Here is a 7,764-nt window from a genome sequence, read left to right as displayed (position 1 = left end):
GGTTGGGGTAGCCGGAGACGTCTTCGAGGCCGGCCGGGGTGAAGGCCGTGCCGTCGTAGTCGCCGCCGATGCCGATGTGGTCGACGCCCGCGACCTCGCGCATGTGGTCGAGGTGGTCGGCGACCGTCGCCGCGGTGGCCATGGGCCGGGGGTGGGCGGCCTCGTACGCGCGCTGGACCCGCATGCCCTCCTCGGTGGTGTCGAGGTGGTGGAGGCCGTGGGCGCGCATGTTGTCGTCCGCGGCGTGGGTCCAGGCGACCGCTTCCGGGAGGATGAATTTGGGCACGAACGTCGCCATGGCCGTGCCGCCGTTGGCCGCGAGGGTCTCCAGCACGTCGTCCGGGATGTTGCGCGGGTGGTCGCACACGGCGCGCGCGGAGGAGTGCGAGAAGATCACCGGGGCCTCGCTGACGCGCAGCGCGTCGCGCATCGTGGCGGGCGCGACGTGCGAGAGGTCGACGAGCATCCCGGCCCGGTTCATCTCGCGGACGACCTCCTCGCCGAAGCGGGTGAGGCCGTTCGCGCGCGGCTCGTCCGTCGCCGAGTCCGCCCACGCGACGTTGTCGTTGTGGGTGAGGGTCATGTAGCGCACGCCGAGCGCGTACAGGGCGCGCAGCGTGGCGAGGGACTCGTCGATGCTGTGGCCGCCCTCGGCGCCCATGAGGGAGGCGATGCGGCCCTGGGTCCGCGCCTCCTCCATGTCGTCCGCGGTGAACGCGAGCCGCAGGTCGGCGGGGTAGCGGTCGGCCAGCTGCCGTACGCAGTCGATCTGTTCGAGGGTCGCGGCGACGGCGTGGCCGCCGGGCATGTCGCTGCGTACGTACACGGACCAGAACTGCGCGCCGACGCCGCCGGTCCGCAGCCGGGCCAGGTCGGTGTGCAGGTGGCCGCGCTGGTCGGCGGCGATGTCGCGCCGGCCGAGGTCGTAGCGGACCTGCTCGCGCAGCGCCCAGGGGAGGTCGTTGTGGCCGTCGACCACGGGGTGGTCGGCGAGCAGCTCACGCGCCTCCGCCAGGTATTCGGCCGCACCAGAAGTCCCGGAAGTCCCGGAAGCCGCCGTATCAGTCGTCTCGGACACCTCTGCCTCCTCCGTCATCGTCACTTGCCGCCGAAGCCGAAGCCGCCCGAGCGGCCGCTGTCCACCTTGGCCCGCAGCCGCTTGCCCTTCTCCGTGGCCTGCTCGTTCAGCTCGTCCTGGAAGTGCCGGACCCGGGCCAGCAGCTCGCCGTCGTGCGCGGCGAGCATGCGGACCGCGAGCAGCCCCGCGTTGCGGGCGCCGCCCACCGAGACGGTGGCGACCGGGACGCCGGCCGGCATCTGCACGATGGACAGCAGGGAGTCCATGCCGTCGAGGTACTTCAGCGGTACGGGCACGCCGATCACCGGCAGCGGGGTCACGGAGGCCAGCATGCCGGGCAGGTGGGCCGCGCCCCCGGCGCCCGCGATGACCGTCTTTAGCCCGCGGCCCGCGGCGCGCTCGCCGTAGTCGATCATCTCGCGCGGCATCCGGTGCGCGGAGACGACGTCGACCTCGTAGGGGATCTCGAACTCGTCGAGGGCCTGGGCGGCGGCCTCCATGACGGGCCAGTCGGAGTCCGAGCCCATGACGATGCCGACCAGCGGGGCGGCGCCCGCGTCGGAGCCGGTGGCGGGCGTGGTGCCGGGGGGCGTGGGCGCGCTCATTCGGTGATCGTTCCTCGCAGGTATCCGGCGGCGTGGCTCGCGCGCTCCCGCACGTCCGCCAGGTCGTCACCGTAGGTGTTGACGTGCCCGACCTTGCGGCCCGGCTTCACGTCCTTTCCATACATATGGATCTTGAGGCCGGGGTCCCGCGCCATGCAGTGGAGGTAGGCGGCGTACATGTCCGGGTAGTCGCCGCCGAGGACGTTGGCCATCACGGTCCACGGGGCGCGCGGCCGGGGGTCGCCCAGCGGCAGGTCCAGCACGGCCCGTACGTGGTTGGCGAACTGCGAGGTGACCGCGCCGTCCTGGGTCCAGTGGCCGGAGTTGTGCGGGCGCATCGCCAGCTCGTTGACGAGGACGCGCCCGTCGGGCGTCTCGAACAGCTCGACGGCCAGGTGGCCGACGACGCCCAGCTCCCCCGCGATCTTCAGGGCCAGTTCCTGCGCGGTGGCGGACAGCTCGGCGGACAGCCCCGGCGCGGGCGCGATCACCGTGTCGCAGACGCCGTCGACCTGGATCGACTCGACCACGGGGTAGGCGACGGCCTGGCCGTGCGGGGACCGTACGACGTTGGCGGCCAGCTCTCGCGTGAAGCCGACCTTCTCCTCGGCGAGCACGGGCACCCCGGCCCGGAACGGCTCGGCGGCGTCCGCCTCGCTCCGTACGATCCACACGCCCTTGCCGTCGTAGCCGCCGCGCACCGTCTTGAGCACGACGGGGAAGCCGTCGCCCTCCGCGGCGAAGCGCGCCACGTCGGCGGGGTCCGTCACGATGCGGTGCCGGGGGCATGGCACGCCGATCTCCGTGAGCTTCGCCCGCATCACGCCCTTGTCCTGGGCGTGCACCAGCGCGTCGGGGCCGGGGCGTACGGGCACCCCGTCGGCCTCCAGCGCGCGCAGGTGCTCGGTGGGCACATGCTCGTGGTCGAAGGTGATCACATCGCAGCCCTGTGCGAACGCACGAAGAGTCGCGAGGTCGCGGTGGTCGCCGACGACCACATCGCCGACGACCTGCGCCGCGGACTCCTGCGGGGTATCGCTGAGCAGCTTGAACCTGATGCCGAGGGGGATGCCTGCCTCGTGGGTCATACGGGCGAGCTGACCGCCGCCGACCATGCCGACTACCGGGAACGTCACGCGGACCAGGGTATCCGCCCGGCCGGATACCGACTCCCCCGCCTTGGACGTTCCTCCAAGCACCCCTATGATCGACGCAGTTTGACGCGTACCCGACGCGTTTGGCCGTCGGCGCGGGTCGCCGGTGCCGACCGCACGGCTGCGACCGACCGCCGCACCGCTGTGACCAGCCGAAGCGCCCTGAACGGCCACCCCATTGCCCAACCACGGGAGCACGCCTCGGGGTCGCTGGTTAGCATGAAGACGCTGGACGAACGCTGACCGGCACTGCCTGACACCCGACTTCCGCCGGATTCTGGAGCTTGAAGATCACTATGGGAGAACCGAGCGCACTCCGTTCTCGGGCGGATCGGCTGATCCGCGAGGTCGCCAAATTCGGGGCGGTCGGAGGCGCGGGCGTGCTCGTCAATCTCGCGGTCTTCAACCTCGTCCGGCACACCAGCGACCTGCCCGTCGTACGCGCCAGCGTCGTGGCGACGGCCGTCTCGATCATCTTCAACTACGTGGGGTTCCGCTACTTCACCTACCGCGACCGGGACAAGCAGGGGCGCACGAAGGAGCTGACGCTCTTCCTGCTGTTCAGCGCCATCGGCCTGGTGATCGAGAACGGCACGCTCTACACGGCGACGTACGCCTTCCACTGGGACAGCCCGCTCCAGAGCAACGTCTTCAAGTTCCTCGGCATCGGCATCGCCACCCTCTTCCGCTTCTGGTCCTACCGGACCTGGGTGTTCAAGGCGCTGCCTGCCCGCGAGGCGGTGGAGACCGCCGAATCGTTCCTGACCGACCCGCGGCCCCACGTCCGGGTCATCAACAAGTAGGGCGGGTACGCGCCCTCACGGCTCCCGCGGCTCCCGCGCCTGGTCCGCGTCCCGGCTCAGGAACAGCGCGAAGACCGGCGGGTACCCCTGGAGCAGCTCCAGCCGGCCGCCGTCCGCCTCGGCGAGGTCGCGGGCGACGGCGAGCCCGAGCCCTGTCGAGTTCCGGCCGCTGACCGTACGCTCGAACACCCGCGAGCCGAGGTCCGGCGGGACCCCCCGCCCCTCGTCGGAGACCTCCACGACGGCCTGGTTGCCGGTGACGCGGGTGCGCAGCGCCACGGTGCCGTCCCCGTGCATGAGCGAGTTCTCGATGAGGGTGGCCAGCACCTGCGAGACCGCGCCGGGCGTGCCGACGGCCCGCAGCCCCTGCTTGCCGGAGCGGACGATGGCGCGGCCCTCGCTGCGGGAGGCGGGCCGCCACTCCTCGATCTGCTGCTTGACGACCTCGTCGAGGTCGAAGGTGACGGCCGAACCGGACTGCGGGTCGCGGGAATTGGTCAGCAGCCGCTGCACGACGTCGGTGAGCCGCTCCACCTGGGTCAGGGCGATCGTCGCCTCCTCCTTGACCGTGTCCGGGTCGTCGGTGAGCGTGATCTCCTCCAGCCGCATGGAGAGCGCGGTCAGCGGCGTGCGGAGCTGGTGCGAGGCGTCGGCGGCGAGCCGCCGCTCGGCGGTGAGCATCCGGGCGATGCGCTCGGCGCTGGCGTCGAGCACGTCGGCGACCCGGTCCAGCTCGGCGACGCCGTAGCGGCGGTGGCGCGGCCGGGGGTCGCCGGAGCCGAGCCGCTCGGCGGTCTCGGCGAGGTCGGTGAGCGGGGTCGCGAGCCGGTTCGCCTGCCGTACGGCCAGGAAGACGGCCGCGACGACGGCGAGCAGCGCCACCCCGAGGATGACCATCAGGGTCCGGCCGATCTCCTGGCTGACCGTGGTGCGGGACTCCACGACCGTGATGGTCTCGCCCCGCTCGCCCTTCTGGGTGGCGGTGATGACCTCGCCCGCGGGGTGCTTGCCCAGCTCGATGGCGGCCCGGCCGGGGATCTCGATCTTGGCGTAGCGGTTCGGCGTGATCTGCTCGCGCAGCACCCCGGAGGCCACCCGCTCGCCGCCCATCAGCCTGCTGTCGACGATGCTGACCAGCCGTACGGCCTCGGACTGCACGCTTTCCTGCGCGCTGCTCTCGATCGTGCGGGTCTCCACGATGACGAGCGAGATGCCGAAGACGGCGATCACGACGAGCACCACGGCGAGCGTGGAGTTGATCAGACGGCGGCGCACTGTGCCCTCCGGGGCGGGGTGGTTCGAGTCTCGGCCCCCGGGCGGGGCGCCCGCGCGGGGCGCGCCGACCGCGGGCCGCACGGCCGCCGCCGCCCGGCGGGGCTCCGCGGCCCTGCCAGTGCCAGGAGGGGCACTAGCTCTTCTCGAAGCGGAACCCGACGCCGCGCACCGTGGCGATGTACCGCGGGTTGGCGGCGTCGTCGCCGAGCTTCTTGCGGAGCCAGGAGATATGCATGTCGAGCGTCTTGGTCGACGACCACCAGGTGGTGTCCCAGACCTCGCGCATCAGCTGGTCGCGGGTGACCACCCGGCCGGCGTCGCGGACCAGCACCCGCAGCAGGTCGAATTCCTTGGCGGTGAGCTGGAGTTCCTCGTCCGCCATCCAGGCGCGGTGCGACTCGACGTCGATCCGCACCCCGTGGGTGGCCGGCGGCTGCTGGGCGGACTCGACCGCGCCGCGGCGCAGCAGGGCCCGTACCCGGGCGAGCAGCTCGGCGAGGCGGAACGGCTTGGTGACGTAGTCGTCGGCTCCGGCGTCCAGGCCGACCACGGTGTCCACCTCGTCGGCGCGGGCGGTGAGCACCAGCACCGGGAAGCCGTGGCCTTCCGTGCGCAATCGTCGGCAGACCTCCAGGCCGTCCATGCCTGGGAGACCGAGGTCGAGTACGAGCAGGTCCACGCCTCCTTGGAGGCCGGCGTCGAGCGCCGTGGGACCGTCCTCGCGCACCTCGACCTCGTACCCCTCGCGGCGCAGCGCGCGTGCGAGCGGCTCCGAGATGGACGCGTCATCCTCGGCGAGCAGTACTCGGGTCATGGGGTGATGGTAGACCGCCGAGCCGCACGTCAGAGGTGCCCGCACCCCTCCCTGCGAGTTCACTCACCCAACTGGCCTTTAACCTTCGAATATAGGCGGGTAGTTCCCGATTCTCCTGTGATCCATGTCTCAACTCCTTCCTTATCCGGGCGGGGTGTGACGTATGGTGACGGGACGTCTGCAGCACCACGGGGGGACCTTCGGCTCTTAACGCACGCCGTGGGTCTCTGATGTGCACGGAGCCGGCACCCCCGGCCCTGATGCACAGTGAATGACCTGTCGGCCATGGTCTGCCGCGCGCCCGCGCGCGTCGGACGTGGATGCCGGCGTGCGGCTGTCCCAGCCGATGCTTCGATCCCGGGGTGTCGGTCCCCCCGGACGTGGGATGTGGGCGGTGCGGCGCCGGTACCGGCCCACCCCCATCCGGGCGTGCGAGTTCTTCTCCGCACGTCCCGACCACACAAGGATCGACCATGGCGTCCAGCCTGACGAAGGGCACCGCCGAGCAGGGAACCCCTGCTTCCGACGGCAAGACCTTCTTCGGCCACCCCCGCGGCCTGGCCACTCTCTTCATGACCGAGATGTGGGAGCGCTTCAGCTTCTACGGCATGAGGGCACTGCTCGTCCTGTACCTGATCTCCGGTGGACCGGATGCCAAGACCGGCGGTCAGGGCGGCGGACTGGCGATGTCGCTCGCCACGGCGTCCGCCATCTACTCCGTCTACATGGCGACGGTCTACCTGCTGGCCATGCCCGGCGGCTGGATCGGCGACCGGATCTGGGGCCCGCGAAAGACCGTCGCCATCGCGGCGAGCGTCATCGTCTGCGGCCACCTGCTGCTCGCGATCCCGGGCGCGCCGACGTTCTTCCTCGGCCTGGTGCTCGTCGCGGTCGGCTCCGGCCTGCTGAAGGCCAACATCTCGACCATGGTCGGCCAGCTGTACGACGGCCCGCAGGACCCGCGTCGCGACAGTGGCTTCTCCATCTTCTACATCGGCATCAACGTCGGCGGCGTCGCGGCCCCGATCGCGGTGGGCACCGTCGGCCAGACCGTCAACTGGCACCTGGGCTTCGCGGTCGCCGCGCTCGGCATGGCGCTGGGCCTGATCCAGTTCCTGATCGGCACCCGCCACCTCAACCCGATCAGCAGCCAGGTCCCGACGCCGCTCCAGCGCGAAGAGCGCAACTCGTGGATCCGCAAGGGCCTGATCTGGGTGGCCGTCGCGGCCGTCTTCTACATCGTGGTCGGCTTCGCCGGGGTCTTCACGATCAACTGGGCGCTGATCCCGATCGCGCTGATCGGCCTGTTCACGCCGATCGCCGTGCTGATGCGCATCAAGCGGGACAAGGACCTCACCGAGGTCGAGCAGACCAAGATGAGCGGTTACATCTGGTTCTTCGTCGCCGCCGCCGTGTTCTTCATGATCTTCGACCAGGCCGGCTCGACGCTGAACGTCTTCGCCGACAAGAACACCGCCTCCAAGGTCCTCGGGCTGGGCTTCCCGTCCTCGTGGTTCCAGTCGGTGAACTCGGCGTGGGTGATGGTGCTCGCGCCGATCTTCGCCTGGATGTGGATGGCGCTGAACCGCCGCGGCAAGGAGCCGACCACCACGGTCAAGTTCGCGACCGCCATGGTCCTGATCGGCGCGTCGTACGTCATCTTCATCGTCCCGATGCTGATGACCCAGGACGGCTCGAAGGCCAGCCCGATGTGGCTGCTCAGCGTCTACCTGGTGCAGACCATGGGTGAGATGTGCCTCTCGCCCGTCGGCCTCTCGGTGACCACCAAGCTGGCGCCGCAGAAGTACGCCAGCCAGATGCTGGGCGTCTGGTTCCTCGCGGTCACCGCCGGCGACTGCGTGGTCACCCTCGCCGTCACCGCGGGCGCGGACCTCAACGGCGTCGCGGTCCTCGCGGTGGAAGCGGCGCTGGCGGTCCTCGCCGGAGCCGGGATCTACACCAACCGCAAGAAGGTCAGCGCGCTCCTGGGCGACGTCCGCTGACGTCCCCGGGCACCTGGTGACAGGGCCCCGGC

At 70.9% G+C, this 7,764-nt stretch carries 7 protein-coding genes; 2 read left to right on the top strand and 5 right to left on the bottom strand.

Annotation, left to right across the window (positions count from 1 at the left end; all coding sequences use genetic code 11):
• The 3 genes from ACFU99_RS25215 to ACFU99_RS25205 all read right to left on the bottom strand — a co-directional run.
• Positions 1 to 1,015, bottom strand: a 1,015-nt coding sequence (locus ACFU99_RS25215; protein ID WP_384395643.1) for a dipeptidase, incomplete at its 3' end; no start/stop codon positions are given.
• Between the two features lie 83 nt (positions 1,016 to 1,098).
• The gene (gene purE / locus ACFU99_RS25210) at positions 1,099 to 1,683 is read right to left on the bottom strand and encodes a 5-(carboxyamino)imidazole ribonucleotide mutase (protein WP_384395640.1); all 585 of its coding nucleotides are present in this window, start codon (positions 1,681 to 1,683) and stop codon (positions 1,099 to 1,101) included.
• Positions 1,680 to 2,819 (bottom strand): 5-(carboxyamino)imidazole ribonucleotide synthase, encoded by a 1,140-nt coding sequence (locus ACFU99_RS25205; protein ID WP_384395637.1) that lies wholly within the window; start codon positions 2,817 to 2,819, stop codon positions 1,680 to 1,682. The genes purE and ACFU99_RS25205 overlap by 4 nt, the downstream gene beginning before the upstream one ends.
• Before the next feature lie 314 nt (positions 2,820 to 3,133).
• Between ACFU99_RS25205 and ACFU99_RS25200 the strand changes: the two genes are divergently transcribed.
• Positions 3,134 to 3,640 (top strand): GtrA family protein, encoded by a 507-nt coding sequence (locus ACFU99_RS25200; RefSeq protein ID WP_384395634.1) that lies wholly within the window; start codon positions 3,134 to 3,136, stop codon positions 3,638 to 3,640.
• A gap of 15 nt (positions 3,641 to 3,655) precedes the next feature.
• On the opposite strand, the gene ACFU99_RS25195 is transcribed toward ACFU99_RS25200, so the two are convergent.
• Positions 3,656 to 4,915: an ATP-binding protein gene (locus ACFU99_RS25195; protein ID WP_384395631.1), complete on the bottom strand. Its 1,260-nt coding sequence runs from the start codon at positions 4,913 to 4,915 to the stop codon at positions 3,656 to 3,658.
• A 133-nt stretch (positions 4,916 to 5,048) separates the two neighbouring features.
• Positions 5,049 to 5,729 carry a response regulator transcription factor gene (locus tag ACFU99_RS25190; protein ID WP_030890910.1) on the bottom strand — a complete coding sequence of 227 codons (681 nt, stop codon included), beginning with the start codon at positions 5,727 to 5,729 and terminating at the stop codon, positions 5,049 to 5,051.
• 473 nt (positions 5,730 to 6,202) lie between these two features.
• Here ACFU99_RS25190 and ACFU99_RS25185 point away from each other — a divergent pair, with 473 nt between their 5' ends.
• Positions 6,203 to 7,732: a peptide MFS transporter gene (locus ACFU99_RS25185; protein WP_384395628.1), complete on the top strand. Its 1,530-nt coding sequence runs from the start codon at positions 6,203 to 6,205 to the stop codon at positions 7,730 to 7,732.
• Positions 7,733 to 7,764 lie beyond the last annotated feature (32 nt).

It is taken from the genome of Streptomyces sp. NPDC057654, assembly GCF_042800135.1.
Lineage (GTDB): Bacteria > Actinomycetota > Actinomycetes > Streptomycetales > Streptomycetaceae > Streptomyces.
The sequence above is the reverse complement of the archived record's forward strand: the minus strand, read 5'-3'. Positions and strand labels throughout refer to the sequence as shown.